Genomic DNA, 26,152 nt, shown 5'->3' with positions numbered 1-26,152 from the left:
TCTAAATAAGTTGTCCTGCGGCGAAGATGTAACGGGGCTCAAGCCATGAGCCGAAGTCTAGGGATGCGTAAGCATCGGTAGCAGAGCGTAGTGTGACATAGTCTCATTCCTCCTTCATGCCTTCGGGCAGATTGGAGGAGAGAGGCTTTCGATGAAGCGGGCGCGTGAGCGATCCCGTGGAGAGATCACTAGTGAGAATGATGACATGAGTAGCGACAAAGAGTGTGAGAGACACTCTCGCCGAAAGTCCAAGGGTTCCTGCTTAAAGCTAATCTGAGCAGGGTAAGCCGCCCCTAAGCCGAGGCCGAAAGGCGTAGGCGATGGGAACTAGGTTAATATTCCTAGGCCAGGAGGATGTGACGGATCACAGGTGTAGTTCAATCTTATCGGATTGATTGGGCTGCTGAGTGGTTCCTGGAAATAGCCCTCCATCAGACCGTACCCTAAACCGACACAGGTGGACTGGTAGAGCATACCAAGGCGCTTGAGAGAACGATGTTGAAGGAACTCGGCAAAATACCTCCGTAAGTTCGCGAGAAGGAGGCCCGGTTCCTAGGCAACTAGGGGCTGGGGGCACAAACCAGGGGGTGGCGACTGTTTATTAAAAACACAGGGCTCTGCGAAGTCGCAAGACGACGTATAGGGTCTGACGCCTGCCCGGTGCCTGAAGGTTAAAAGGAGAGGTGAGAGCCTTGAATTGAAGCCCAGGTAAACGGCGGCCGTAACTATAACGGTCCTAAGGTAGCGAAATTCCTTGTCGGGTAAGTTCCGACCTGCACGAATGGCGTAACGACTTCCCCGCTGTCTCCAACATCGACTCAGCGAAATTGAATTGCCTGTCAAGATGCAGGCTTCCCGCGGTTAGACGGAAAGACCCCGTGCACCTTTACTACAGCTTCGCACTGGCATCAGGATTGTGATGTGCAGGATAGGTGGTAGGCTTTGAAGCGGAAACGCAAGTATCCGTGGAGCCTCCCTTGAGATACCACCCTTCGCACTCTTGATGTCTAACCGCGGTCCGTTATCCGGATCCGGGACCCTGCGTGGCGGGTAGTTTGACTGGGGCGGTCGCCTCCTAAAGCGTAACGGAGGCGCGCGAAGGTTGGCTCAGAGCGGTCGGAAATCGCTCGTTGAGTGCAATGGCAGAAGCCAGCCTGACTGCAAGACTGACAAGTCGAGCAGAGTCGAAAGACGGCCATAGTGATCCGGTGGTCCCGAGTGGAAGGGCCATCGCTCAACGGATAAAAGGTACGCCGGGGATAACAGGCTGATACTGCCCAAGAGTCCATATCGACGGCAGTGTTTGGCACCTCGATGTCGGCTCATCTCATCCTGGGGCTGGAGCAGGTCCCAAGGGTACGGCTGTTCGCCGTTTAAAGAGGTACGTGAGCTGGGTTTAGAACGTCGTGAGACAGTTCGGTCCCTATCTGCCGTGGGTGTAGGAGACTTGAGAGGAGTTGCCCCTAGTACGAGAGGACCGGGGTGAACGATCCACTGGTGGACCAGTTGTCGTGCCAACGGCAGTGCTGGGTAGCTATGATCGGACAGGATAACCGCTGAAGGCATCTAAGCGGGAAGCCCCCCTCAAAACAAGGTCTCCCTGAGGGCCGTGGAAGACCACCACGTCAATAGGCCGGAGATGTAAGCGCAGTAATGCGTTCAGTTGACCGGTACTAATCGCCCGATAGGCTTGATTTGATCCAGTAACAGAAAGACAAATCACCAAAAGCATACACTGACCTTGAGTTGGACAACGTTGATCTGATTAACAACCGTGCGGTAACGCGCCTTTATCTGTGATAAAGACGCTGCCTGCCGCATGGTCGCTTTCTTGCACAGCAAGAAAGTCGACCGAGGGCTTTTCCTCGGTTTGGTGGTCATAGCGCAAGTGAAACACCCGGTCCCATCCCGAACCCGGAAGTTAAGCACTGCCGCGCCAATGGTACTTGGGCTTAAGCCCCGGGAGAGTAGGTCACCGCCAAACCTAGCAAAAGCCCACAAACAAACTTCTCTCTAAACGATCAGCAGAACACGACCCGGTCTCAACTAGCCAAATAGGCGGTAGACCAACGCAGGGCTTCAAGTAGCGTAAGCGATAGGCCAACGCAAAGTGTCGCGGGATGGAGCAGCCCGGTAGCTCGTCAGGCTCATAACCTGAAGGTCGTAGGTTCAAATCCTACTCCCGCAACCAACTTTAAGGTCGGATATCAAACACTTAGCCTCGCATAACGCGGGGCTTTTTGCATTCTGGCCTTTGGTGGTGGAAGCACTGTGGAAGCAAACGGTGCGTGTTCTCGAAAAATGCTGGAAGCGTTATGTAAGAAAATGTGGCAAATTCGATTCGTGTCCAGGTCACTTCAAGTCTCAGAGTGAGTTTGCGGTTGGGCAACAATTTCGTGAATGCTGCAATTCAGTCTCTTTTCTGCCCATTTTATCGTTGATAGACAGAAATCGTTACAGGTGGGATGAGTAATAGTGCGGGCGGGCAGATGAGAACCGATAAAAGCGGTCATGTAGCTATATCTTGGACCCAAACCGAAGTTGATGGTCTGGAAGATGCTCCTATCGATCAACTAGGTGTTGGATCAACATGGTCTTGGCGTGGCCGGTCGCTTAATCTTTCGACCGAGCTTGTCGAAGTCGTAGATCGATCACTTGCATCTGGGATCGTTTCCGAATTGGCGGACTGGTGTCAGACCACAGTTGATGAGATGCTCCCGGAGCATGCCAGAATTGAACTGTCCAACGGGGCGCAGAAATTTGTCGCCAAATTGGCTATGGTGGTCGGCGATGAGGCCCCGGTTCTGGTGTTTGAAGGCGGTTGCCCGGAACCAGGTCAGGAATTCTGGGTCAGCGCCGCAGCGGAGCAGATTGAGCCTGTATCGATCACCCGAACCGAGGACCGCACGGTTGTCGCTTTTCCCGGGCCAGCGCGGGTCATCCGGGATGAAATTCCTGATGTAGCGGTCTTTGCGGCAGAGTGATCTCTGCTGCTGATACCCTCAGATAAAATTCGTACCTTGCAATGCCGAGACGTGTTGACTCTGGCTAATCGACAGATATAAGCGCGGCTTCATTGGTGTTGGTGGCCCCCGCAAGGGGATGCCTGTCATGGGGGAAACCTCAAGAGGACAACGCCCTTCATAGTGGCCTGCACGGGCCTCGACCTAAACGAAGGAGATCAGCCGTGACCAAACGCACGTCTGCCAAGTACAAAATCGACCGCCGGATGGGCGAAAACATCTGGGGTCGTCCGAAATCCCCGATCAACCGTCGCGAATATGGCCCCGGCCAGCACGGCCAGCGCCGCAAGGGCAAACTGTCGGACTTTGGTCTGCAGCTGCGCGCCAAGCAGAAGCTGAAAGGCTACTATGGCGACCTGACCGAGAAGCAGTTCCGTCGCATCTATGCCGAAGCCGAACGTGTCAAAGGCGACACCGGTGAAAACCTGATCGGTCTGCTGGAGCGCCGTCTGGACGCCGTCGTCTACCGCGCCAAATTCGTGCCGACCGTCTTTGCTGCACGTCAGTTCGTGAACCACGGCCACGTCAAAGTAAACGGCAAGCGGGTCAACATCCCCAGCTACCGTGTCAAAGAAGGCGACGTGATTGAAGTGCGTGACAAGTCCAAGCAACTGGCTGTTGTTCTGGAAGCTGTTGCGCTGGCCGAGCGTGATGTGCCCGACTACATCGATGCCGATCACTCGAAAATGACTGCGACTTTCGTTCGTGCACCGGGCCTGAGCGATGTGCCTTACCCGGTCATGATGGAGCCGAACCTGGTCGTCGAATTCTACGCGAAGAACTAATCTTCGCCGACCTTTTGAGTTTAAAGGCCGCGCTTTCAGCGCGGTCTTTTTTTGTTGTGGAATAGGCTAACCGAAAATCGAGGACTTTTAGGGGAACAGGTCGCTTCTTGTCGACATCACGGCAAGTTCTGAAAGCAGATAGGCCAGTTCAATACTTATATCTTAAGCTGGCGTCAGAGAGTTCCTCCGTTTTGGGCTGAAGTTCTGCACTGTCGGTGGGTGAACGATATGCAAGCCCAGGCAAATACCGAGCGATTGGCGCAAAGATGCTGCGGTGGTTCATTTCTAATGCGTAGGCTACATAGGTTGGATCTTCTGACAGGTGCTTTTCTTCCATACGTGCACGACCAAAGTAGACGGCATTTACCACCAGAAGGGCCAGACTGGCGGTAAACGCCTGCCAATAGGTGAAGGCGGTAAGAAAAGGCGCAGCAGTCAGCCAAAAGAAACACGATTTTGCAACATAGTCAGGGTGTTTTGTATAGCGATACGGTCCATTTGTAATAATGCCGCGATTGGTAAGATTGGACCACCGCAATCCAAATATCGCCGTGCTCCACATCCAGACGAAGTATGACAGAAGGATCATGATGATCCATGGCCAAACCAAAAGCGGATAATTGTCTATCGTATCATTCCAACTCCGCCCAGTGTGGTATTTGTAAATCTGACCCGAGGCCAAGCGATTGAAAGGTTCGTAGCAGATGAGTGTTACGACCCAAGCACCGAGCAGTTTGTTTGGAGATCTGATATGAGAGTCAAAAAGCCGCGCAGTCATCGAATAGCCTACCACGACGATCGTCAACTCCATAGCGATCAAAAGTTTGGCCAAGTAAACCGCTTTCTCCACAGGAGATCCGTAGATCAATGGGATGTCTTGTGAAAGGCTGGACATGTTCAATGCCAGATAGGCAAACATCACAGGTAAAAAGAAGCCTTTTATCGCCCAGCCAAGCGCAAAGTCCTGCAGAAGAGCCCAGTTTGCGTGAGGATTTAGCCTGAGAATTAGTGCTCCAAGCTCGAAATAGCCATCCTTGGGTTGCGCCATGCGCCGGTCGATCTCAAAAAAGTAAACTATGATGACTGGAAATAGAAATGGAGCGAGAAGGACCATTGCGACGACAGGGTACGTGAGCCTTTCGTAGGCATAGAACCGAAAAACGCTATGAACCACCGTGATGGCCGCGAGAATCGCAAACAAGCCGACTAGCTTGACTGCGACGCGGCGTGGGTTCGACGGGCCTGCCTTAGTCCATCTTAGCCCGGTCGATTTCCTCAAGTGTACCTTGTTGAAGCAGATTTCGAATAGCGCTACCGGTACGAGGTAACTGGCGACCAAAAACAGCGCCATCTCGACAGGTGTCTGTTGTGGCCAGACAACTTGATAGATGACACCCAGCGTCAAGAAAGTGACGCCAATAACTGCAGTAGCGTTGCTAACTGCTGAACTCGGAAGACCCACCGCCGCGCCCCTATATCGTCGTGCGAAAGATGCAATTTTGGCGAGTTTAGCCAAAGATTCGGGCGCAAATTTGACTGAAACTGGGTTATTTTTGAATATCCAAAGGTCGAAGTGGCTTGTATTCCGGTCAGATGAAGTTCCGGATCAGATCGGCAATGGCCGACCTTCGGCGATCGCTTCCATTGCAAAATAGGATGTGACGCTGTCCAGCTCGACTTTCTCGATCAGGCGCTGGTAGACCTTGTCATATGAGGCCATGTCCTGTGTGACGACTTTCAGCTGATAGTCGTAGTCGCCACCAATCCGGTGGAAATCCACAACTTCAGGAATGGTCAGTACGTGACGCCTAAAGGCTTGCAGCCACTCGGCCGAGTGATGGCGGGTACGCAACATGACGAAGACTACGAGGTTCAGGCCCAGCTTCTCTCGTGCGATCCGAGCGGAGGAACCCTGTATCACCCCATTGTCGTTCAGCGCCTTCAGGCGTCGCCAGCAGGCGTTCTGAGACAGGCCGACGCGATCTGCCAACTCGCGTTGAGACAGAGTGGCGTCCTTCTGGAGCTCTTTCAGAATGCTGTGGTCAATTTGATCTATTTTGTTACTCATATGAAATCATATGACACAATATTGGGCATTAGAAGGCAAAAAAGGGTGAAGTATTTGGCCTATAGATCAATCACATTGGGTACAGCAATACGGAGCTTATGCAATGACCCTGTCCATTTTTCGCGCGGAGATTCAATCTGCCACTCACGGAAATGCTCTGCGCGACGGGCTGATTGGTGAGGGGGTACTCATCCCGGGTCTGCATCAGGATGTGCCGCTTGTGTATGCGGATTACGTCGCCTCGGGTCGCGCGTTGCGTCAGGTCGAAGACTTTGTGGCTGCGCATGTGTTGCCGTATTATGCCAACAGCCACACCGAAGCCTCCTATTGCGGTTCTTATATGACCCGCCTTCGCCGCGAGGCGCGGGCAGAGATCGCCCGCATCGTTGGTGCCAGGGAAGAGGATGCGGTGATCTTCACCGGGTCCGGCGCCACAGCGGGCCTCAACCGGTTGGTCAGCCTGATGGGAGTGCAAGAGGCTGACCAACCGGTTGTGCTGATCGGTCCATATGAACACCATTCGAACATCCTGCCCTGGCGTGAAAGCAAGGCTGAGGTGGTTGAGATTCCCGAAGCAGCAGAGGGTGGGCCGGATATGCAGGCGCTGGAAGCCGCGTTGCTGGAGCATGCCGACTCGGATCTGCTGATCGGATCATTCTCGGCAGCGTCCAACGTCACGGGTATCATCACCGATCCCGACCCGGTGACCCGGCTGTTGAAGGCGCATGGGGCGCTGGCGGTTTGGGATTATGCGGGTGGTGGCCCGTATCTGCCGATGGATATGGGGCCAGAAGATGCACGCAAGGATGCGATCGTAGTCTCTCCGCACAAGTTTCCCGGTGGGCCCGGAGCTTCCGGCGTGCTGGTCGTCAATCAGAATGCGGTTCAGCGTACGTGCCCAAGCTGGCCGGGTGGGGGAACTGTCAGTTTTGTCTCGCCCTGGCGGCATGATTACAGCGCGGATCTTGCGACGCGGGAAGAGGCGGGTACGCCCAACGTGATCGGTGACATTCGCGCGGCGCTGGCGTTCATGGTCAAGGATGCGGTGGGAACCGATGAGATTGCGCGGCGTGAGGCGCTTTACAACCGGATGGCCATCGAAGGCTGGTCGGAGAATCCGCATCTGACCTTGCTGGGCACGAAGAATGCGCACCGCCTTCCGATCTTCTCGTTCCTTGTTCGGGATCACTCTGGGCAGCCGGTACATCAGCAGCTGTTCACGCGAATGCTCAGCGATATCTATGGGATACAGGCACGTGGCGGCTGTGCTTGCGCAGGGCCATATGCGCACCGTTTGCTGGGGATCGACCGCGATACTTCGGAGCAGTTGCACGCGGCCCTGTCTGCGGGTGAAGAGATGTTGAAGCCCGGTTGGGTGCGCCTGAACTTCTCGTATCTGATGAGCGAAGAGACGGTTCAATTCATCATCGACAGTGTTAATGACCTGTCGCGTCGGACCGAGGAATATACTGCGTTCTACAGTGCCGATCCGGCGACGGCGCGCTTCAAGGCTGCCTGAGGGAATTGCCACTTTTCTCAAGCCGTTGAGACAGGTAAGAGGGGCGCAACCAACGGAGCCCCTCATGACCAAGCCCATACCACAACCCGGCATTATGGACATCGCGCTATATCAGGGTGGTCAGTCCCATGTCGCAGGGGTGGCTGAGGTCATCAAGCTGAGCTCGAACGAGAACCCGTTTGGACCCAGCCCCAAGGCGATAGGGGCTGTACGTGACAGTGCGACGACGCTGCATCGTTATCCCAGTACCGATCATGCCACCCTGCGTGCCGCGATTTCAGACCGACATGGGCTGAACGCGGATCGCATCATCTGCGGTGTTGGTAGCGACGAAGTGCTGCAGTTCGTGGCGCAGGCCTATACCGGGCCGGGGGATGAGGTCATCTATACCGAGCACGGGTTTTCGATGTACCCGATCATCGCGCGGATGGCAGGTGCGACGCCCGTTATGGTGCCGGAGCGCGAGCGGCAGGTGGATGTCGACAATATCCTGGCTGCCGTAACCGGCAAGACACGGATCGTGTTTGTGACCAATCCAGGCAATCCGACCTCGACCATGATCTCTGAGGCCGAGCTGGAGCGTCTGGCGCAGGAACTACCCAGCAACTGTCTGATGGTGCTGGATGGCGCTTATGCCGAATTTGTCGACGGGTTCGACGGTGGGGCCGCTTTGGTGGATCGGTTCGAGAATGTGATCATGACCCGGACGTTCTCCAAGGTCTACGGGCTGGGCGGGATGCGCGTGGGCTGGGGTTATGCCGCGAAAGACATCATTGATGTGCTGAACCGGGTGCGTCAGCCCTTTAACTTGTCACTGACTGCGTTGGCCGCCGCCGAGGCAGCGGTGCAGGATGAGGACTACTTGCGGTTCTACCAGTCCGAGAATGCCCGGCTGCGAGTCTGGCTGTCCGAGGAACTGGCCAAGATTGGCGTACCCTCGGATGCATCTTGCACAAACTTTATCCTCGCGCGTTTCGCAGATCAGGCCGAGGCTGAGGCTTGTGACGAGTTCCTGAAAACTCAGGGTTTGATCGTGCGGCGTGTTGCGGGCTACAACCTGCCAAATGCGCTGCGGATCACCGTGGGCGATGAACAAGCCTGCCACCGTGTGGTTGCAGCCATTACCGCGTTCAAAGGGGGCGCTGCATGAGCCAGATTTACGACCGCGTGGCGCTGATCGGGCTGGGCCTGATCGCCTCCTCCATGTTCTGGGCGATGAAACGCGCGGGGCTGGCAGGAGAGGTGACCGGTTATGCCAGATCTGACGCGACCCGCGAGACGGCTCGGCGGATCGGTCTGTGCGACCGCATCTGTGACTCGGTTGAAGAGGCCGTCGAAGGGGCCGATCTGGTTGTGCTGTGCGTTCCCGTTGGCGCGATGGGTCCCGTGGCTCAGCAGATGGCACCGGTCCTGAAGCCCGGCGCGACAGTCTCGGATGTCGGATCGGTGAAGCGCCACGTGATTGAGGCTGTCTCACCCCATATCCCGGAAGATGTGCATTTCATTCCCGCCCACCCGCTGGCCGGGACGGAGCATTCCGGGCCGGAATCCGGTTTTGCTGAGCTTTTCGACAACCGCTGGTCTCTGCTGGTCCCAGTCGAAGGATCGGACCCTGATGCCATCGCCCGCTTGCGCGCGCTGTGGGAGGGGATGGGATCGAATGTCGACGAAATGGATGCCGATCACCATGATCTGGTGCTGGCTGTGACCTCGCATGCCCCACACCTGATCGCGTACACCATGGTTGGTGTGGCGGATGATTTGCGACGGGTCACAGATACCGAGGTCATCAAATACTCGGCTGCCGGCTTTCGGGATTTCACGCGGATTGCCGCGTCAGACCCGACAATGTGGCGCGACGTATTCCTGACCAACAAAGACGCGACGCTGGAGATTCTTGGGCGCTTCACGGAAGAACTCTTTGCGCTTCAACGGGCTATCCGAACTGGTGACGGAGAGCATTTGTTCGACTATTTTACGCGCACCCGTGCGATCCGGCGCGGAATTATCGATGCCGGGCAGGACACGGACGCGCCAGATTTTGGACGGGGGAAAACATCGACATGAGATGGCTCCGGGGCTGTTTGTGGATAGGTCTTGCCATTCTGGCCACAACTGCACATGCGGCAGCGCCAGAAACCTCTCTTGTGCCACTAAAACGCCCCGCCCTGATCGATGCCAACCCCGCGCTCACCACGTCCAGAATTCGCCCCGTGCTGCGGCCCGCTTCTCCGCAGGTGACTGCGGTTGCTGCCCGGCCAACCGAATTGCCGTTGCTGGGGCCTGATAGCTCGATCCGACCCTACCTACGCCCGAAGGAACTAGAGCAGCAAATCCTGTTCAAAAAACGCAAGCTGCGCAAATCTTCGGTTTGTGGCGATATAGACATCCAGGGCAAGGCGGTGGGCCGTATAAACGGCAAGATCAAGGCCTGCGGGATCAAGGACGCGGTGCAGATTACCTCGGTTTCAGGGGTGAAGCTCAGCCGTCCGGCGACCATGGATTGTGGCACCGCAAAGGCTTTGAATAAATGGGTCGACAAGACGGTGAAGCCCACGTTCAAACGGCGCGGCCCGGTGGTCGAGCTGCGGGTGGCGGCGCATTATGCCTGCCGGACCCGGAACAACCAAAAAGGCGCGCGGATTTCCGAGCACGGCAAGGGTCGCGCGATTGATATTTCCGGGTTCCGGATGGCAGATGGCGAGCTTGTTACCGTGTTGGACGGATGGCGCAAGAACCCCTCTCAGAAGCAATTGATCAAAGTCTGGCGTGGGGCTTGTGGGCCGTTTGGGACGGTGTTGGGGCCGAATTCGGATCGATATCATCGCGACCATTTCCATCTGGACACGGCGCGCTATCGCAGCGGCTCCTACTGTCGTTAACGCAGGATTAGTCGCGGGGCAGGGCCCAATGGGAGCGGCCCCAAGGCGACAAAACCGTCGCGGAAATTCAGCTGCAGATCCAAGGCGTTGGGATTGCCGCCGAGCCCGGCCATGAAGCCCAGGGCCCGCGTCACGGGATCAACCGCCTGATCGGGCAGGGCGCCTGCAGCGTTCGCCATAGCGACCATGTCACGCCAGTTCTCGGCCTTTACCGCGATTTCTCCGGTTGGGATGCCTTGTTGGTCGACATCCAGCTCTCCGGTCGCGAAGAGGCGCAGTTCACCCCATTTGACCTCGGCCAATCGCAGGTCAATCGCAACGGGTTGGGGGCGGCCTTGTTCAAGCGCGCTGCGGTCCCAGGGTTTGTCGAACGTGATGAATGTATCGAGTTCCAGCGTCTCAAACGACTGAGGCAGGGACGATGCAGAGCGCATCAGGCGCCGCAGTTCTTCGCCCGGTGTAAAACCGTCGACCTTGGCCGATATGTTGTAGCTTTCCGGAGCGCCAGATTGCGCCATGATCAGGCTCAGGCTTTGCCCACCGGCCTGGGGGGCCTGCTCATCCGATAGCAGCCAGCGCCCGGAGGTCAGGGCCATCCTTTCCAGCACCAATGCGACACCTGGCTGCAAATGTAGTTCCGCCTGAAGACCTTCGGCCTGAACGGTCGTGGTCTGATCGAAATAGGACAGGCGTTGTGGTGTGCTGGCAAAACGCAGCATTTGTCGACCGGGCCAGATCGCGGGGCTTTCAAATTCGATCCAGTCCGCACTCCAGGCCGTACCGTTCACCGGATCGGCGAGCGCGGGATTGGCCAGCCGAGTGATGTGCTGAAACGGATACCCTGCTGTCGCGACATCCGAATAATCAGCCTGCCAGCCCAGTTCCTGCTGACGATTGAACCAGCCGGTAATGGCGTTTCGCAGCCCGTAACCTGCGACATACCAGTAGGCGCTCCACACAACGGCCACGAATACAAAAACGCGTATCAGACGACGCATGATGAATGGCCCTTTTTCCTGCCTCGGATTTGATGTTTATAGAGCGAAACGGGCAAGGACCAGAGCAATGACGATGTGGGTTTTCGGATATGGATCTCTTCTGTGGAACCCCGGCTTTCCGGTGGCCCGCAGCGAACGCGCCACGCTGCATGGCTATGCCCGATCCTTCTGCATGCGCTCGATCCATCATCGCGGCACTGAGGAAGAGCCTGGTCTGGTGCTTGCGCTTGACGAACAACCGGATGCGCATTGCAAAGGATTGGCGCTTGCCGTTGAGGCAGGACACGAAGAGCGGACGCTGGCGGAATTGCGCGAGCGCGAGCTGATTTCATCCGCCTATCTTGAACGGATGCTGGACGTGCAACTGCATTCAGGTGAGGTCGTCAACGCCGTGACGTATGTCATCGATGCGCATCATGTGCAGTATTGCGGTGGACTGCCGCTGGAGGAGCAAGCCCAGATCATAGCACATGCGGTGGGCGGGCGCGGTCCGAATGACGAATACCTCTACAATACAGCCGCACATCTGACCGAGATCGGTTTGCGTGACCCCGACCTTGAGTGGTTGTCGCAACGCGTGCGTACAATCCGCGCATAAACCCTTGGCGTCGCGCCCTGAACTTCGATAGGTTCAGCCCAGAGCAGACAATACCGGGAGCCACGCGCATGGCGCAGGCACAACAGGGCGTGAGACCACATTTCTCGCAGCCGATCCGCCAAATCCTAATGATGCTGATTGCAATCGGGCTGTCGGGCCTTGGCGTGTTCATGGCGCTGCCCTACGTGTTGCCCGTGATTCAGGCCAATCTGTACCTGAACGGCTTTATCCTTCTGGTCTTTGTCATCGGTGTGGCCGCCTGTTTCCTGCAGGTGACGCAGCTGATCGGTTCGGTGCGATGGATTGAGGCTTTTGCCGGTGGGGTCGAGCGTGATGACGTGCGTCCCCCACAACTGCTGGCGCCACTGGCTTCGCTGCTGCGCGCACGCGGGGCGCGGTCACAGATCAGCTCCAGCTCTACCCGATCGATCCTCGATTCTGTCGCTGAGCGGGTCGAGGAAGAGCGTGAGATTACCCGCTACATAACCAATGTTCTGATCTATCTTGGTCTGCTGGGCACGTTCTTTGGCCTGGCAACCACCGTCCCGGCCATCGTCGACACGATCCGCAGTCTGAACCCACAAGAAGGCGAAGAAGGTTTGGCGGTGTTTAACCGTCTTATGACCGGTTTGGAAGCGCAGCTGCAAGGGATGGGCGTTGCCTTCGGGTCGTCTTTGCTGGGCCTTGCCGGATCATTGATCGTTGGCCTGCTGGAACTGTTCGCGGGTCATGGTCAGAACCGGTTCTATCGCGAATTGGAGGAATGGTTATCCTCGATCACCCGTGTCGGATTTGCTGCGGGCGATGAAGGTGGTGCCGAACTGGCGGTGCTGACACCGGTACTCGACGCCATGTCAGAACAGATGGATGCGCTGCAAGATCTGTTCGCAGCGCAGGAAGAAGACCGGACCCAGGTTTCCACCAAGCTCGGACACTTGGTCGACGCGATCACCGACATGAACCAGCGTCAGGCCCAGACCGAAGGTGTGACCGCTGCGCTGGAACGTGTGGCGCTGGGGCAGGATGCACTGCTGGATCACATGCGTGAACATGGTGCGGGTGAGGGGATCGATGCAGAAAGCCGTATGCGTCTGCGCTCGATGGACGTGCAACTACTGCGGATTCTGGAAGAGATTTCAGCCGGTCGACAGGACAGCATGAATGAACTGCGCAAGGATTTCGAACTGCTTGTCAAAGCTCTGACGCTGCCACGCGGCGCCGTGCGCACGCCCTCGGACGGGGAATAAAGGATGGCCTTGTCGCGCCGCACCGGTCATCGATTCTCGGGCTCTGTCTGGCCCGGCTTCGTCGATGCGATGACGGGGCTTTTGATGGTTCTGACCTTTGTGTTGACCATCTTCATGATCGTTCAGTTTGTGCTGCGCGAAACCATCTCGGGGCAAGAAGACGAACTGACCGCGCTGTCGGATGAGGTCGCGGCGCTGGCCGGTGCGCTGGGATTGGAAGAGCGTGAAAACAGCCGCTTGCAGGCGCGCCTGGGCACATTGAATACCACGCTTGGGCAGGTCGAGGATGAGCTGTCAGAGGCACAATCGCAGATCACAAGCTTCGAAGCTCAGGTCGCGGCTTTGCTGGCGGATCAGGAACGGGCGCGGGGTGATATTGCTGCCTTGGTGGACCAACAGGATGCTTTGCTGCAGGAGCGTGACGAACTGTTGAGCGAGCAGGATTCCCTGAACCTTGCCCTTGCCCAGAGCCGCAGCGAGATTGATGCCCAAACCGAAGCTGCGCGTCTGGCTGCTGCACGCCGCGAGGCGCTTGAGGCGTTGGTGGCCGAGCTGGAGGCCAGCGAAGCGGCGCAGGCAGGCCAGATTGCGGACCTTGCGCAGCAATTGACAGATGAAGAGGCTGCGCGTCTGGCCGAGGCTGCCGCGGCCGAGACCCTGCGCAACGGCCTTCAGGATGCGGATGCCGAGCTGACCGCGATGACGCTGGCGCTTGAGGCGCAGAGGCAGGAAGCCGAAGAAACCTTGACCCTGCTGGCTGCTGCACAGGCGGCACGTGCCCAGCTTGAGCAGCAATTTGGTGAGCTAAACCCGGACGAGCTGAAGGCCCAGTTGCAGGCAGCATTGGACGCGCAAACGCAGGCTCAGGCGCAGGCGGAGGAGCAAAGGTCACTTGCTGAAGAGCGCGCGGCTCTGCTGGCTGTGGCTCAGGGGGCGCTTGCGTCAGAGAAAGAAATCTCGACCGAGGCGCAGCGCCAGACTGCACTATTAAACCAGCAGATGTCGGCTTTGCGCAGCCAGCTGGGCTCGTTGCAGGCGCTGTTGGATGATTACGAAGAGCGTAACGCCGCCGCAGAGATCCAGATCCAGACGCTGGGTCAGGACCTGAACGCAGCCCTCGCCCGCGCTGCCTCGGAGGAGCGTCGTCGCCGGCTGCTGGAGGAGGCAGAGCGCATCAGGCTTGAGGCCGAGGCGGAAAGGCTGGCCGGGCAAAATCAGGAGCTGACTGCGCAGGCAGAAGATCTGCAACGCTATCGGTCCGAGTTCTTCGGACGGTTGCGGGATGTGCTGGGCGATCAAGAAGGCGTGCGCATCGAAGGCGACCGTTTTGTGTTCTCGTCCGAGGTGCTGTTTGATACGGGCTCGGCCGTTTTGTCTGCGGAAGGCCGTCAGGAAGTTGCCAAGGTGGCTGACATTCTTCGGACGGTCGCGGCTGAAATCCCCGAGGGCCTGAACTGGGTCATCCGCGTCGATGGGCACACCGATAACGTGCCGCTGGGGGGTAGCGGTCGGTATCGCGACAACTGGGAGCTCAGCCAGGGCCGCGCATTGTCTGTGGTTCGGTTCATGGTCGAAGCGCTGGGAATTCCACCCAACCGTCTTGCGGCCAACGGGTTTGGAGAGTTCCAACCGGTCAACCCCGTCGACACGCCCGAAGCGCGCGCGCAGAACCGCCGGATCGAGTTGAAACTGACAGAGCGGTAAACAAAAAACGCCCGCCGAAAGGGCGGGCGCTATTTGTTTCTAAGGTCTCTGAATCAGTCCGCGGTCAGCAGCGGCGGCTTATCACCCGGAATGCGTGGCTGGTCGGGGCCGAGTATTTCAAGGTTCAGCTCGCCTTTCTTGACCGAGACTCGGACGACGCCACCTTTGGCCAGTTTGCCGAACAGAAGCTCTTCGGCCAGAGGCTTCTTGATATGCTCTTGGATCACGCGGCCCAGTGGACGCGCGCCCATCTTGTCGTCATAGCCCTTGTCCGCCAGCCATTCGGCGGCTTTCGGCGTCAGATCGATGGTCACATTGCGATCGAGCAATTGTGCCTCAAGCTGCAGGACGAACTTCTCGACCACCTGCAGGATGACCGACTTTGGAAGCGGTGCGAAGGAAATCACCGCGTCCAGACGGTTGCGGAATTCCGGGGTGAACATGCGCTCAATTGCAGCGGTATCCTCACCTTCACGGCGATCACGGGCAAATCCGATAGCTGCCTTCGCTTGCTCCTGAGCACCTGCGTTCGAGGTCATGATCAGAACCACATTGCGGAAATTCACTGTACGGCCATTGTGGTCGGTCAGTTCACCGTGATCCATCACCTGCAGCAGGATGTTGAACACATCCGGATGCGCCTTTTCGATCTCATCCAGCAGCAGCACACAATGCGGGTGCTGGTCGACGCCATCCGTCAGCAGACCGCCCTGATCAAACCCGACATAGCCCGGAGGGGCACCAATCAGGCGGCTGACGGCATGCTTTTCCATGTACTCGGACATATCAAACCGCAGCAGCTCCACACCCAGCGTATCCGCCAGTTGTTTCGCAACCTCGGTCTTACCCACACCGGTTGGGCCAGCGAACAGGTAATTGCCGATGGGCTTCTCGGGTTCGCGCAGACCAGCACGAGCCAGTTTGATCGCACTGGACAGCGCCTCAATGGCTTCATCCTGACCGAACACCACCCGTTTCAGCGAGGTTTCGAGATCTTTCAGAACCTCCGCATCATCCTTGGTGACGTTCTTGGGCGGGATACGAGCGATCTTGGCGACAACGGCCTCGATCTCTTTCACGCCAATGGTCTTGCGACGTTTACTTTCGGCCAGCAGATGCTGTGCCGCCCCGGCTTCATCGATCACGTCGATGGCTTTGTCCGGCAGCTTACGGTCGTTGATGTAACGGGCCGACAATTCCACCGCAGTTTTGATCGCATCTGCGGTGTATTTGATCGCATGATGCTCTTCAAAATACGGCTTCAGGCCGCGCAGGATTTTCACGCTGTCTTCGACCGAGGGTTCATTTACGTCAATCTTCTGGAACCGGCGGCTCAGCGCACGATCCTTTTCGAAGTGTTGACGGAATTCCTTGTAGGTGGTTGAGCCCATGGTGCGCAGTTTTCCACCCTGCAGGGCAGGTTTCAGCAGGTTCGACGCATCCATGGCGCCGCCCGAGGTCGCACCGGCACCGATCACCGTGTGGATTTCGTCGATGAACAGCACTGCATCGGGGTGATCTTCCAACTCGGTCACGACTGCCTTCAGCCGTTCCTCGAAATCGCCGCGATAGCGAGTGCCCGCCAGCAGCGCGCCCATGTCCAGCGAGTAGATTGTGGTTTCGGACAGCACGTCAGGCGCTTCCCCGGCGACGATCTTATGTGCCAGACCTTCTGCGATGGCGGTTTTTCCTACGCCCGGATCACCCACCAGCAGCGGGTTGTTCTTACGACGGCGGCACAGCACCTGAATGCAACGTTCTACTTCGTCCGAGCGACCGATCAGCGGGTCAACATCCCCGGCGCGCGATTTGGCGTTCAGGTCGACGCAGTATTTACCCAGCGCGCTTTCCTTCTGATCCGCCTCACCCGAGGTGGTCTGAGCTTCATCCTCAGCTTCATCCGCGCCGGTCACCGGACGGTTCTCTCCATAGGCGGGATCTTTGGCCACACCGTGGGCGATGAAGTTCACCGCGTCATAGCGGGTCATATCCTGTTCCTGCAGGAAGTATGCTGCATTGCTTTCGCGCTCGGCGAAGATGGCGACCAGTACATTGGCCCCGGTCACCTCGGTACGGCCGGAACTCTGTACATGGATCGCGGCGCGTTGAATAACACGCTGGAAGGCTGCGGTGGGTACCGCTTCGGACCCGTCTATATCGGTCACGAGGTTTGACAGGTCTTCGTCGATGAATTCGACCAGCGTGCTGCGCAACTCATCCAGATCGACGCTGCACGCTTTCATGACGCGCACCGCATCGGGTTCTTCCAGCAACGCCAGCAGCAGGTGCTCCAACGTCGCGAATTCATGTCGCCGTTCATTCGCCGCCGCAAGGGCCGCGTGGATGGCTTGTTCCAATGTGCTCGAGAATGAAGGCACGCGGGTGCTCCTCTATATTGGGCCGGAAGGGGGTCGAGTATCGGCAGGATCCCCATCCCAACCATGTCCTCATACTATTAGAGTTTGGTTGATCGTGGCCCGGCTTCAAGGGTTTTCTTGCACTTGACAGTCACATTTCCTGTGACCGTGGCCGTGAAGAGGGCCCTAAACGGCTCAAAAGCGGTCTTTTCGGGCACGGATCTCAGCAAAAACTGACGCGGGGTCAGCATTTTCCATGCCCAGATGCGCCTGAATCGCCGGATCAGCAGCGCGCAGAAACGGATTTGTGGCCTTTTCCAGCGACAGAAGCGAGGGCACAGTGGGTTCTCCGGCGGCGCGGGCACGGTTGATGTCGGCAACGCGATCCTGCAGGGCGGGATTGTCAGGATCGATTGTCAGGGCGAATTTGGCGTTTGATTGCGTATATTCATGACCCGAACACACGATTGTTTCATCGGGCAATGCGGCCAGCTTGCTGAGAGAGGCCCACATTTGCGCCGGTTCTCCTTCGAACAAGCGCCCGCATCCCAGCGCCATCAGGCTGTCTGCGGTAAATACGGCGTCGCTTTTCGGCATGTAGAATGCGATGTGCCCTAATGTATGGCCCGGGACATCCAGTACTTCGACCGGTTCACCCCCGATATAGAACGTATCCCCCTCAACCACTGCTTGATCAAGTGGCGGCAGCCTGTGTTCGTCGGCTTTGGCACCGATCACCCGCGCGGGCTGTGTCTCGAGTATACCCGTCAGTCCGTCCACGTGATCCCAGTGATGGTGGGTGAGCAACACGTGACTCAGCCGCCAACCACGCGCATTCAGTTCGGCCAGAATTGGAGCAGCCTCTGGCGCATCGATCAGTGCGGTCTCGCCGCTGGCCGGATCATGGGCGAGAAAGGCATAGTTGTCGCTCAGGCAGGGGACGGTAACGATCTCAAGAGGCATGGCCTTTTGCCCTTTCATTGCTAGACTGCGCCCAGCTAAGCCGATTGACCGGGTGTCCGCAATGCATCTTGATGTGCAGGATCTAAGAAACTTTTACTATCGCAGCACCCTGGGCCGCGCGGCGCAGGCGGCGATCCGTGGTCGGCTGGTCGATCTGTGGTCGGAAGCCAAGGGGCAGACCGTGGTTGGCTTTGGCTTTGCCGTCCCCTTGTTGCGCCCGTATCTGGCAGATGCCCGCCGCGTGATCGGTCTGATGCCAGGACCGCAAGGTGTGATGCCTTGGCCCGCGGGAATGCCCAATGTTTCAGTTCTGACGGAGGAGACGAAGTGGCCGATCGAAACCGGGCATGTCGATAAACTGGTCGTCATGCATGGCCTGGAAACGTCGAGTCGCCCGAGTCAGCTACTTGAGGAATGCTGGCGCGTGCTGGGCCCCGGTGGCCGCGCATTGTTTGTGGTGCCGAACCGGGCCGGGCTCTGGTCGCGAACTGACAAGACGCCCTTTGGTTTCGGGCGACCATATTCCGCGACACAGCTTGAGAACCAGTTGCGGGCACATCACTTTGTGCCGGAAAACCATTGCTCGGCACTATATCTGCCGCCTTCCTTCCGTCGGTTCTGGCTCAAGTCCGGCAGCCTGATCGAAAAAACCGGGCAGCGTATTCCAACGGTCATGGCCGGGGGGGTGCTGATGGTCGAGGTCAGCAAACTCATTCGTCCGCCCAGTGGAAGTGTGACCAAGGACACCGCCAAGCGACCGATCAAGGCGCTGGATGGTTTGTTGAAGCCTGCATGACAATCCCATCCGTTCGACAGGGAAAAATTGCGGAAAAAAAGTCACAGGAATCGCAAAAACCTGCATATTCGTAACATTTTTCAACTGCCGTAACCGGTCCAAAGGGTCGCACTTGGTGTAAGTGTTTGAAAGTTAAAGATTTGTGGATAATTCTGTTACCGCTATAGCGTATTGCTTGGTTGGAACACCTCTGCTACATCCCCGGTGATTTTGATCCCCGCCCTTTATGGACGGGGTTTCTTCACGCCCCCGGGGTGGCCGCGCGCGCGGTTTTCGGGGCCTAAAGTATCGGAAGGGTGGACGTGTCCGAACCAGCTTCGATTTCCACAGGCATCGCTGAGCGCTATGCCACTGCGATCTTCGAGATCGCGAAAGAGAATAATGACCTTGCAGGTCTGGAAACCGGCATCAATGATCTGTCAGCAGCTCTGGGCGAAAGCGCCGAATTGCGCGACCTGATCGCCTCGCCTCTGGTTTCCCGCGCCGAACAGGAAGGCGCTATCACAGCAGTAGCCGACAAAATGGGCCTGAACCCGATCCTGCGCAACACGCTGGGTTTGATGGCGCAGAAACGCCGCCTGTTTGTGGTGCCGCAGCTGGTGCAGGTTCTGCGCGACATGCTGGCCGAAGAGCGTGGCGAAGTGACCGCCGATGTCGCCTCGGCCAAGACGCTGACCAAGACACAACTGGATAAACTGTCCAAGACGCTGTCCGAGCGTGTGGGCAAGACCGTGACTATCAATGCGACCGTGGATGAAAGCCTCATCGGCGGTCTTGTCGTTAAAGTGGGCTCGAAAATGATCGATAGCTCGATCCGTTCGAAGCTGAACTCCCTACAGAATGCAATGAAAGAGGTCGGATAAATGGGAATCCAAGCTGCAGAGATTTCTGCAATCCTGAAGGACCAGATCAAGAATTTTGGTCAGGAAGCCGAAGTGGCCGAGATCGGCCGCGTGCTGAGCGTCGGTGACGGGATTGCCCGTGTATACGGCCTGGACAACGTGCAAGCGGGTGAGATGGTCGAATTCCCCGGTGGCATCATGGGCATGGCCCTGAACCTGGAAAGCGACAACGTTGGTGTCGTTATCTTCGGTTCTGACCGTGACATCAAAGAAGGTGACACCGTCAAACGCACGAACTCGATCGTGGACGTTCCGATCGGTGACGAACTGCTGGGCCGTGTTGTTGACGGTCTGGGCAACCCGCTGGACGGCAAGGGCCCGATCAACGCTTCCAAGCGTGGCGTTGCAGACGTCAAAGCCCCGGGCATCATCCCGCGTAAATCGGTGCACGAGCCGATGGCAACCGGCCTGAAATCGGTTGACGCGATGATCCCGATTGGCCGTGGCCAGCGCGAGCTGATCATTGGTGACCGTCAGACCGGTAAAACCGCTGTCGCTTTGGACACCATCCTGAACCAGAAAGTTTACAACGAAGCCGCAGGCGACGACGAGTCGAAGAAACTGTACTGCGTCTACGTTGCGGTTGGTCAGAAGCGTTCGACCGTTGCGCAGCTGGTGAAGAAACTCGAAGAGTCCGGCGCGATTGAATACTCGATCGTTGTGGCCGCGACTGCATCCGACCCGGCCCCGATGCAGTTCCTGGCACCTTACGCCGCGACTGCGATGGCCGAATACTTCCGTGACAACGGCCGCCACGCGCTGATCATCTATGATGACCTGTCGAAACAGGCTGTTTCGTATCGTCAGATGTCGCTGCTGCTGCGCCGTCCGCCCGGACGTGAAGCCTATCCTGGCGACGTTTTCTATCTTCACTCCCGCCTGCTGGAACGTTCGGCGAAGCTGAACGAAGACTTCGGCGCGGGCTCGCTGACCGCTCTGCCGGTTATCGAAACTCAGGGTGGTGACGTTTCGGCGTTTATTCCGACCAACGTGATCTCGATCACCGACGGCCAGATCTTCCTGGAAACCGAACTGTTCTACCAAGGCATCCGTCCTGCTGTGAACACCGGTCTGTCAGTTTCGCGTGTGGGCTCGTCGGCTCAGACCAACGCGATGAAGTCAGTTGCTGGTCCGGTTAAGCTGGAACTGGCTCAGTATCGCGAAATGGCTGCGTTTGCGCAGTTTGGTTCGGACCTCGACGCCGCAACTCAGCAGCTGCTGAACCGTGGTGCGCGTCTGACCGAGCTGATGAAACAGCCGCAGTACTCGCCGCTGACCAACGCTGAAATCGTCTGCGTCATCTTCGCTGGCACCAACGGTTACCTCGACAAGATCGACGTATCGGATGTTGGCCGCTATGAGGCCGGTCTGCTGGCGCACCTGCGCGGCAAGCATGCCGACCTGCTTCAGTGGCTCACTGACGAAGATCCGAAGATCAAAGGTGATGCGTCCGACAAGATCAAGGCAGCGATCGACGAATACGCCGCAACCTTCGCTTGATAGGAGGTTCCGATGCCTAGTCTGAAGGACCTTAAAAACAGGATCGAGTCGGTCAAATCGACCCGCAAGATCACCAAGGCCATGCAGATGGTCGCGGCAGCAAAATTGCGCCGCGCCCAGGAATCTGCCGAAGCCTCGCGCCCCTATGCCGAACGGTTCAATGCCGTGATGGCGGGGCTGGCGGCGTCGGTCGGGGGTAGCGACAGCGCCCCCAAGCTGCTCCGTGGTACGGGCAGTGATGATGTCCATCTGCTGGTTGTGATGACAGCTGAACGCGGCCTGTGTGGCGGCTTCAACGCGAACATCGCCAAGCTTGCCCGCGCCAAAGCGGACGAGCTGCGCGGCAAAGGCAAGACGGTCAAGGTTCTGACCGTCGGCAAGAAAGGCCGCGACGCGCTCAAGCGTGATTTTGGCGATCTATTCGTTGGACATATCGACCTGAGCGAGGTCAAGCGTCTGGGGTATTCCAACGCGCAAGACATCGCCAAGGACGTCCTGTCTCGTTTCGACGGGGGTGAGTTCGACGTTGCCACGATCTTCTACTCGAAGTTCGTCAACGTTGTGACCCAGATCCCGACGGCACAGCAGGTCATCCCCGCCTCGTTCGAAGACGAAGCGACGGGTGACGACAGCGGTGCCGTGTTCGACTACGAGCCCAGCGAAGAGGCCATTCTGGCCGACTTGCTGCCCAAGGGGGTTGCGACCGCAATCTTCTCGGCTCTGCTCGAAAACGGAGCGTCTGAACAGGGTGCACGGATGTCCGCGATGGACAACGCGACACGCAACGCGGGAGAGATGATCGACAAGCTGACGATCCAGTTCAACCGCTCGCGTCAGGCCGTGATCACCAACGAGCTGATTGAAATTATTTCCGGCGCCGAAGCGCTGTAAGAAAACCGGAGACGAAACATGGCGAATGCAAAAGGCAAAGTCACACAGATCATCGGGGCCGTCGTCGACGTGCACTTCGAAGATCAGCTGCCTGAAATTCTGAACGCGCTGGAAACCACCAACAACGGCAAGCGCCTGGTGTTGGAAGTTGCTCAGCACCTGGGTGAAAACACCGTCCGCACCATCGCGATGGACGCGACCGAAGGTCTGGTTCGTGGCGAGGCAGTCACCGACACTGGCGCACCGATCTCGGTTCCGGTTGGTAACGCCACCCTGGGCCGCATCCTGAACGTGGTTGGTGAACCGATCGACGAAAAAGGCCCGGTTGAAGCATCTGAGGCCCGCGCGATCCACCAGCCAGCACCGACCTTCGACGAACAGTCGACCGAGTCGGAAGTTCTGGTAACCGGCATCAAGGTTGTTGACCTGCTGGCCCCCTACGCCAAAGGCGGTAAGATCGGCCTGTTCGGCGGCGCCGGCGTTGGTAAAACCGTTCTGATCATGGAACTGATCAACAACATCGCAAAAGTGCACTCGGGCTTCTCGGTGTTCGCGGGTGTTGGTGAACGGACCCGTGAAGGGAACGACCTGTACCACGAGATGATCGAATCGAACGTTATTAAGCCGGACAACCTGTCGGAATCGCAGGTAGCCCTGGTTTACGGTCAGATGAACGAACCTCCCGGAGCGCGTGCGCGTGTTGCTCTGACCGGTCTGACCTTGGCCGAGCAGTTCCGCGACCAATCCGGTACCGACGTTCTGTTCTTTGTCGACAACATCTTCCGCTTCACGCAGGCGGGCTCCGAGGTTTCGGCTCTGCTGGGTCGTATTCCTTCGGCGGTGGGCTACCAGCCGACGCTGGCCACCGACATGGGCGCCCTGCAGGAACGCATCACCTCGACCAAGTCGGGCTCGATCACGTCCGTGCAGGCGATCTACGTGCCTGCGGATGACTTGACCGACCCTGCGCCGGCAACCTCGTTTGCCCACTTGGACGCGACCACCGTTCTGAACCGTGCGATCTCGGAAAAGGGTATCTACCCGGCGGTTGACCCGCTCGACTCGACCTCGCGTCTGCTCGACCCGGCCATCGTGGGTGAAGAGCACTACAAGGTCGCGACCGACGTTCAGCAGATCCTTCAGCGCTACAAGTCGCTGCAGGACATCATCGCCATCCTCGGCATGGACGAACTGTCGGAAGAGGACAAACTGACCGTGGCCCGTGCCCGTAAGATCGAGCGCTTCCTGTCGCAGCCGTTCGACGTGGCCGAAGTCTTCACCGGCTCGCCGGGCGTTCAGGTTCCTCTGGAAGTCACCATCTCGTCGTTCAAAGCCGTTGTGGCTGGCGAATACGATCACCTGCCCGAAGCGGCCTTCCTGATGGTTGGTGGCATCGAAGAAGTGATCGCCAAAGCCGAGAAGATGGCAGCAGAAGCCGCCTAAGGAGTATCCCTGATGGCAAACACGATGCAATTCGACCTCGTCAGCCCCGAGCGGAGCCTAGCTTCGCTCGCGGTTACCGCGGTCCAGATTCCCGGCGCGGACGGGGACATGACGGCGATGCCCGACCATGCCCCTACCATCACAACGCTGCGCCCCGGTCTGCTGAAGGTTGAGGCACCCGAAGGAGCCAGCGAATACCTGGTCACCGGCGGGTTTGCCCAGATCAACGGCGATGGCCTGTCAGTTCTGGCCGAAAAGGCCATTCCGGTTGCCGAAGTGACCCGGTCGCATCTGGACGACCTGATCGCTGAGGCCCGCGCTTCGCACGAGGCGGCAAAGGAAGGCGATGATCAGACCATCGTCGACGACGCCGCCAAGCTGCTGGCCGACATGGAAGCCCTTGGAACGCATATGAGCCTGTAAAGGTTCATGACAATCTATGCATTGAAACGGCCTCGCGATTGCGGGGCCGTTTTTTGTCGTGCTTTCGTCATAGCCGCAGGTTAAGGTGCGGAAATTGCAAGAAAAGACGACAGAATGAAGAAATTTCTGACACACCCCATCGGCATTGATCAAGGCGAAGAAGTCCTGTTTTCGGACTTCGCCGATGGCGGAAATATGTGGACCGGAGAAGGCGCGCGTGAGCGGTGCGCGGCGATCTGGTTCAGCGAACCTTTCCGCTCGATCCCTATTGTTCAGATCGGTGTGTCGCTGTGGGATGTCGACACGTCCTCGGCGTTGCGGGCGGAAGTTCAGGCCAAGGACGTCACATCCGAAGGGTTCAATGCCGTTTTCCGGACCTGGTCAGACACGCGCATCGCACGTATCCGAGTCACGTGGACTGCAATGGGCGAGGTAAAGCACCCGGACGACTGGGACATTTCCTGAGGGGCAGGGCGTTAATCGCCCCGCGCCTCGATCATGTCCACTCGGGTTGCATGACGACCGCCTTCGAATTCGGCCGACAGAAACGCATCTACGATATCCAGCGCCAGTCCCTCGCCGATGACGCGCGCGCCGATCGACAGCATGTTGGCATTGTTGTGCTGACGGATCATTTGGGCCGAGAACGTGTCTGAACATACGCCACAACGGATGCCCGGCACTTTGTTGGCGGCCATCATGATACCCTGTCCGGTACCACAGAGAATGATGCCCAACTGGCAATCGCCCGAGGCGACCGCCTCGGCCGCGGCTTTGCCGTGCAGGGGGTAATGCGTGCTTTCAGGTGTCGTCGGACCGATATCGACAACCTCCCAGCCTTGCGGCGTCAGATGGTTGGCGATGGCCTGACGCAATTCAATCGCAGCGTGGTCACTGGACAGAACAATTCGGTTTTTCCCGGTCACGTTTTAGCCTCCTGCTCAGTCCATGTGGTAAAGCGACTCGTAGATCGGCGTCAGTGTCTTATCCTCAAACAACGAGGAGACGCTTGTCCCGTTCCAGATATTCAGGATGGCCTGCGTGAAGATCGGAGCCGTGGGTACGATGCGAATGTTGGGGGCATTCGCGACCTCTGGCTTCGGCTGAATCGAGTCTGTCAGAACCAGTGATTTCATCACCGAATTCGTAACGCGTTCAACCGCTGGGCCACTCATGACACCATGGGTGATATACGAGTGCACCTCTTTGGCCCCATTGTCGATCAGCACTTGGGCCGCCTTGCAAAGCGTGCCAGCAGTGTCGCACATATCGTCGACGATCAGACAGATCTTGCCCTTCACGTCGCCAATTACGGTCATTTCGGCGACCTCACCCGCTTTTTCGCGGCGCTTGTCCACAATCGACAGGGGTGCGTTGATGCGCTTGGCCAATTCGCGGGCGCGGGCCACACCGCCGACATCGGGCGACACCACCATCAGGTCATCCATTTGATCCTTGAACTGCTTTTTCACATCCAGCGCAAAGATCGGCGAGGCATAGAGGTTGTCGACCGGCATATCGAAAAAGCCCTGAATCTGCGCGGCGTGCAGATCCATGGTCAGGATACGCTCGATCCCTGCGCCGGTCAGCATATTGGCAACCAGCTTGGCGCTGATCGGCGTACGCGCTTTGGTGCGGCGGTCCTGACGGGCATAGCCGAAATAAGGGATGACAGCAGTAATGCGTGCCGCCGAAGAGCGGCGCAAGGCGTCGGCGATGATCAACAGTTCCATCAGATTGTCATTGGCCGGGTTCGAAGTCGGCTGGATAATGAACATATCCTCGCCGCGCACATTCTCGAACACCTCGACGAAGATCTCGCCGTCATTGAACCGTTCGACGCGCGCCTCGACCAGACCTTGATCGACGCCGCGATGCAGGCTCATGCGGCGGGCAATGGTTTCGGCAAGCGGAAGATTGGCGTTCCCAGCAATGAGCTTGGGTTCGTGCAGTGTCGGCATCGGCTGATTATCCCCGGGCAGCAATGGCAATGTGACAGATTCGTGATGTTGACACCGCTTAGCATGGCCTTACCGTCCCGCAAAGATAACGC

23 protein-coding genes, 1 tRNA gene and 2 rRNA genes (1 of these 26 cut by a window edge) are annotated in these 26,152 nt (G+C 57.8%); 19 read left to right on the top strand and 7 right to left on the bottom strand.

Annotated features, from left to right (window positions below; all coding sequences use genetic code 11):
* The 5 genes from ACR3EM_RS10185 to rpsD form a co-directional block, all read left to right on the top strand.
* Positions 1–1,698, top strand: a 23S ribosomal RNA gene (locus tag ACR3EM_RS10185) (it extends 1,148 nt beyond the left edge of the window).
* 171 nt (positions 1,699–1,869) lie between these two features.
* Positions 1,870–1,984 (top strand): 5S ribosomal RNA (gene rrf, locus ACR3EM_RS10180).
* Positions 1,985–2,114: 130 nt separating this feature from the next.
* Positions 2,115–2,191 (top strand) — tRNA-Met (locus ACR3EM_RS10175).
* 298 nt (positions 2,192–2,489) lie between these two features.
* Complete coding sequence (locus tag ACR3EM_RS10170; RefSeq protein WP_480470591.1) at positions 2,490–2,984, top strand: hypothetical protein; 495 nt, start codon at positions 2,490–2,492, stop codon at positions 2,982–2,984.
* 203 nt (positions 2,985–3,187) lie between these two features.
* Positions 3,188–3,808: a 30S ribosomal protein S4 gene (gene rpsD / locus ACR3EM_RS10165; protein ID WP_170325974.1), complete on the top strand. Its 621-nt coding sequence runs from the start codon at positions 3,188–3,190 to the stop codon at positions 3,806–3,808.
* Between the two features lie 148 nt (positions 3,809–3,956).
* Here rpsD and ACR3EM_RS10160 read toward each other — a convergent pair whose 3' ends face one another.
* Together ACR3EM_RS10160 and ACR3EM_RS10155 are read right to left on the bottom strand one after the other, a co-directional pair.
* Entirely contained in the window at positions 3,957–5,213 is a 1,257-nt protein-coding gene (locus ACR3EM_RS10160; RefSeq protein ID WP_480470590.1) for a methyltransferase family protein, read from the bottom strand.
* A gap of 201 nt (positions 5,214–5,414) precedes the next feature.
* Complete coding sequence (locus ACR3EM_RS10155; protein ID WP_480470589.1) at positions 5,415–5,876, bottom strand: Lrp/AsnC family transcriptional regulator; 462 nt, start codon at positions 5,874–5,876, stop codon at positions 5,415–5,417.
* Between the two features lie 103 nt (positions 5,877–5,979).
* Between ACR3EM_RS10155 and ACR3EM_RS10150 the strand changes: the two genes are divergently transcribed.
* The 4 genes from ACR3EM_RS10150 (at position 5,980) to ACR3EM_RS10135 (ending at position 10,277) form a co-directional block, all read left to right on the top strand.
* Entirely contained in the window at positions 5,980–7,395 is a 1,416-nt protein-coding gene (locus tag ACR3EM_RS10150) for an aminotransferase class V-fold PLP-dependent enzyme (RefSeq protein ID WP_480470588.1), read from the top strand.
* 64 nt (positions 7,396–7,459) lie between these two features.
* Positions 7,460–8,545: a histidinol-phosphate transaminase gene (hisC, locus tag ACR3EM_RS10145; protein WP_480470587.1), complete on the top strand. Its 1,086-nt coding sequence runs from the start codon at positions 7,460–7,462 to the stop codon at positions 8,543–8,545.
* Positions 8,542–9,462, top strand: a complete 921-nt coding sequence (locus tag ACR3EM_RS10140) for a prephenate/arogenate dehydrogenase family protein (protein ID WP_480470586.1) — start codon at positions 8,542–8,544, stop codon at positions 9,460–9,462. Before hisC ends, ACR3EM_RS10140 begins: the two co-directional genes overlap by 4 nt.
* A complete protein-coding gene (locus tag ACR3EM_RS10135) occupies positions 9,459–10,277 on the top strand; it encodes an extensin-like domain-containing protein (protein ID WP_480470585.1) in 819 nt (272 codons plus the stop codon). Before ACR3EM_RS10140 ends, ACR3EM_RS10135 begins: the two co-directional genes overlap by 4 nt.
* Here the strand turns inward: ACR3EM_RS10135 and ACR3EM_RS10130 are convergent.
* Positions 10,274–11,275 (bottom strand): DUF2125 domain-containing protein, encoded by a 1,002-nt coding sequence (locus tag ACR3EM_RS10130; RefSeq protein WP_480470584.1) that lies wholly within the window; start codon positions 11,273–11,275, stop codon positions 10,274–10,276. The genes ACR3EM_RS10135 and ACR3EM_RS10130 overlap by 4 nt on opposite strands.
* A 67-nt stretch (positions 11,276–11,342) precedes the next feature.
* Here ACR3EM_RS10130 and ACR3EM_RS10125 point away from each other — a divergent pair, with 67 nt between their 5' ends.
* The 3 genes from ACR3EM_RS10125 (at position 11,343) to ACR3EM_RS10115 (ending at position 14,824) form a co-directional block, all read left to right on the top strand.
* Entirely contained in the window at positions 11,343–11,873 is a 531-nt protein-coding gene (locus ACR3EM_RS10125; RefSeq protein WP_480470583.1) for a gamma-glutamylcyclotransferase, read from the top strand.
* A gap of 68 nt (positions 11,874–11,941) precedes the next feature.
* Positions 11,942–13,120: a biopolymer transporter ExbB gene (locus ACR3EM_RS10120; RefSeq protein ID WP_480470582.1), complete on the top strand. Its 1,179-nt coding sequence runs from the start codon at positions 11,942–11,944 to the stop codon at positions 13,118–13,120.
* A gap of 3 nt (positions 13,121–13,123) precedes the next feature.
* On the top strand, positions 13,124–14,824 hold the full coding sequence (locus ACR3EM_RS10115; RefSeq protein ID WP_480470581.1) for a peptidoglycan -binding protein: 1,701 nt from the start codon (positions 13,124–13,126) through the stop codon (positions 14,822–14,824).
* A gap of 53 nt (positions 14,825–14,877) precedes the next feature.
* Here ACR3EM_RS10115 and clpA read toward each other — a convergent pair whose 3' ends face one another.
* Positions 14,878–17,202: an ATP-dependent Clp protease ATP-binding subunit ClpA gene (gene clpA / locus ACR3EM_RS10110; RefSeq protein WP_480470580.1), complete on the bottom strand. Its 2,325-nt coding sequence runs from the start codon at positions 17,200–17,202 to the stop codon at positions 14,878–14,880.
* Between the two features lie 174 nt (positions 17,203–17,376).
* Positions 17,377–18,144, bottom strand: coding sequence for a hydroxyacylglutathione hydrolase (gene gloB, locus ACR3EM_RS10105; RefSeq protein WP_480470579.1), 768 nt, complete (start codon positions 18,142–18,144; stop codon positions 17,377–17,379).
* Positions 18,145–18,205: 61 nt separating this feature from the next.
* Here gloB and ACR3EM_RS10100 point away from each other — a divergent pair, with 61 nt between their 5' ends.
* The 7 genes from ACR3EM_RS10100 (at position 18,206) to ACR3EM_RS10070 (ending at position 24,564) form a co-directional block, all read left to right on the top strand.
* Positions 18,206–18,940 (top strand): class I SAM-dependent methyltransferase, encoded by a 735-nt coding sequence (locus ACR3EM_RS10100; protein ID WP_480470578.1) that lies wholly within the window; start codon positions 18,206–18,208, stop codon positions 18,938–18,940.
* A gap of 302 nt (positions 18,941–19,242) precedes the next feature.
* On the top strand, positions 19,243–19,803 hold the full coding sequence (locus tag ACR3EM_RS10095) for a F0F1 ATP synthase subunit delta (RefSeq protein WP_480470577.1): 561 nt from the start codon (positions 19,243–19,245) through the stop codon (positions 19,801–19,803).
* Positions 19,804–21,342 carry a F0F1 ATP synthase subunit alpha gene (gene atpA, locus ACR3EM_RS10090; RefSeq protein WP_480470576.1) on the top strand — a complete coding sequence of 513 codons (1,539 nt, stop codon included), beginning with the start codon at positions 19,804–19,806 and terminating at the stop codon, positions 21,340–21,342. It begins immediately after the preceding gene.
* 12 nt (positions 21,343–21,354) lie between these two features.
* Positions 21,355–22,233 carry a F0F1 ATP synthase subunit gamma gene (locus tag ACR3EM_RS10085; protein WP_480470575.1) on the top strand — a complete coding sequence of 293 codons (879 nt, stop codon included), beginning with the start codon at positions 21,355–21,357 and terminating at the stop codon, positions 22,231–22,233.
* Between the two features lie 18 nt (positions 22,234–22,251).
* Complete coding sequence (gene atpD, locus ACR3EM_RS10080) at positions 22,252–23,676, top strand: F0F1 ATP synthase subunit beta (RefSeq protein ID WP_170588732.1); 1,425 nt, start codon at positions 22,252–22,254, stop codon at positions 23,674–23,676.
* Positions 23,677–23,688: 12 nt separating this feature from the next.
* On the top strand, positions 23,689–24,099 hold the full coding sequence (locus ACR3EM_RS10075; protein ID WP_480470574.1) for a F0F1 ATP synthase subunit epsilon: 411 nt from the start codon (positions 23,689–23,691) through the stop codon (positions 24,097–24,099).
* Positions 24,100–24,213: 114 nt separating this feature from the next.
* Positions 24,214–24,564 carry an H-type lectin domain-containing protein gene (locus tag ACR3EM_RS10070; RefSeq protein ID WP_480470573.1) on the top strand — a complete coding sequence of 117 codons (351 nt, stop codon included), beginning with the start codon at positions 24,214–24,216 and terminating at the stop codon, positions 24,562–24,564.
* A gap of 11 nt (positions 24,565–24,575) precedes the next feature.
* Here the strand turns inward: ACR3EM_RS10070 and rpiB are convergent, their stop codons facing one another.
* Together rpiB and ACR3EM_RS10060 are read right to left on the bottom strand one after the other, a co-directional pair.
* Positions 24,576–25,025, bottom strand: a complete 450-nt coding sequence (gene rpiB, locus ACR3EM_RS10065; RefSeq protein WP_480470572.1) for a ribose 5-phosphate isomerase B — start codon at positions 25,023–25,025, stop codon at positions 24,576–24,578.
* 15 nt (positions 25,026–25,040) lie between these two features.
* Positions 25,041–26,060, bottom strand: a complete 1,020-nt coding sequence (locus ACR3EM_RS10060) for a ribose-phosphate pyrophosphokinase (protein WP_480470571.1) — start codon at positions 26,058–26,060, stop codon at positions 25,041–25,043.
* Positions 26,061–26,152 lie beyond the last annotated feature (92 nt).

This window comes from Ruegeria sp. AH3 (assembly GCF_056536265.1).
This window is presented reverse-complemented; position numbering and strand designations above follow the sequence as displayed.